The sequence below is a fragment of the Mesorhizobium sp. M7A.F.Ca.US.005.03.2.1 genome (assembly GCF_003997795.1).
Lineage (GTDB): Bacteria > Pseudomonadota > Alphaproteobacteria > Rhizobiales > Rhizobiaceae > Mesorhizobium > Mesorhizobium ciceri.
Genome location: NZ_RZRP01001171.1, coordinates 1 through 1,489, shown reverse-complemented (window position 1 = coordinate 1,489; position 1,489 = coordinate 1). Strand labels below are relative to the sequence as shown.

Here is a 1,489-nt window from a genome sequence, read left to right as displayed (position 1 = left end):
GAGACAGTCATCAAGATCATGTGGTTCGACGAACCGGTCGGCGGCTTCGTGCCGATGGCGACGGAATTGCGTGTCGTGCTCGGCGTCTCCGGCGCCTTCGTGCTGTTCTACGTGTTGATCGGTGGGCCGATCGGCACCTATGCCGAAGCCGCCGCCAAGACGTTTTTCTAGACGGCATGGCATTTCGGCTGGCTCCAACCTCGGCGTCGGAAGGGTTCCGGCTCGAGGCGCATGAGAGCGTCGGCTCCACCAATGCGCTGGCACTGGACCACGCAAGGGCAGGCGACGCCGGCAAATTGTGGGTCGTTTCCAAGAAGCAGGAAAGCGGGCGTGGCCGGCGCGGCCGCGTCTGGGCGACCCCGGAAGGCAACCTGGCGGCGACGCTGCTCGTCATCACCAAGGCAGAGCTTCGCCTTGCCGCGACATTGGGCTTCGTCGCAGGACTGGCGCTGGCCGATGCACTCGATGCCGTGGTGCCGAAGGGCCGGATCGCCATTGGCCTCGACGGTGGCAGCGAAGGAAAAAACCGTTTCGAGCTGAAATGGCCGAACGACGTGCTTGCCTCCGGCGCCAAGCTGGCCGGCATCCTGCTGGAATCGGCAATCCTCGAGGGCGGCCGTTTCGGAGTGGCGGTCGGCATCGGCGTCAATGTGGTGGCATACCCTGAGGATTTGCCGTATCCCGCAACTTCCTTGCGCGCGCTGGGCGCGGCATGCGATGCGGAAACACTGTTCCTGGCGCTGTCGGATGCCTGGAGCGAGAATGCCCGATTGTGGGATGAGGGGCGCGGACTTGCCGCCGTCAGGCGACGGTGGCTTGATCGTGCCGCGGGGCTCGGCGGCGAGGTTGCCGTCAGAATTGACGGTAATGTGGTGCGCGGGGTGTTTGAGACCATTGACGAGGACTGCCGTTTCGTGATCCGCGACGATGAAGGTTCGGTTCGGACGATCGCCGCCGGCGATGTGCATTTCGGCGCGGTCGCTTCGGCCAGGGCATAGGGCCGTTCATGAACGGTTCTAACTGTTTGTTTTTACGCAACTCCGGTGGGAAAACCGTTACACACTTTTCCCGGAATTGCTTTTGAGCTTGGCCTGAGGGCCAGGAAGGGAAAAATCATGGCGAAAGCGGAAAACGCCGAACTCGTCTTCGTGCCGCTCGGCGGCGTCGGCGAGATCGGCATGAACTTCGCTCTTTACGGCTACGGGCCGCCCAGCGCGCGCGAATGGATCGTCATCGATGTCGGAGTGACCTTCCCCGATGCCAGCCTGCCGGGCGTCGACCTGGTGCTGCCCGACACACGCTTCATCGAGGAGAACCTCGCCAATCTGCGCGGCATCATCATCACGCATGCGCATGAAGACCATTACGGCGCGCTGCTCGACACATGGCCGAAGCTGAAGGCGCCGGTCTGGATGACGCCGTTCAGCGCCGGCCTGCTGGAAGCCAAGCGGCAAGGCGAGCAGGGCGCACCGAAAATACCGGTCACGAT

2 protein-coding genes and 1 pseudogene are annotated in these 1,489 nt (G+C 63.3%); all 3 read left to right on the top strand.

Annotation, left to right across the window (positions count from 1 at the left end; all coding sequences use genetic code 11):
* Positions 1-171 (top strand): annotated as a pseudogene (locus EN991_RS35895) (NADH-quinone oxidoreductase subunit N); the annotation flags it as partial.
* Positions 172-176: 5 nt separating this feature from the next.
* Positions 177-998 (top strand): biotin--[acetyl-CoA-carboxylase] ligase, encoded by an 822-nt coding sequence (locus tag EN991_RS35890; protein ID WP_063168233.1) that lies wholly within the window; start codon positions 177-179, stop codon positions 996-998.
* A gap of 117 nt (positions 999-1,115) precedes the next feature.
* Positions 1,116-1,489, top strand: a 374-nt coding sequence (locus EN991_RS35885; RefSeq protein ID WP_127370499.1) for an MBL fold metallo-hydrolase, incomplete at its 3' end; no start/stop codon positions are given.

Coding starts and splice junctions, on each gene's coding strand:
- EN991_RS35890 (WP_063168233.1), top strand. CDS start 177: ATGGCATTTCGGCTGGCTCCAACCTCGGCGTCGGAAGGGTTCCGGCTC.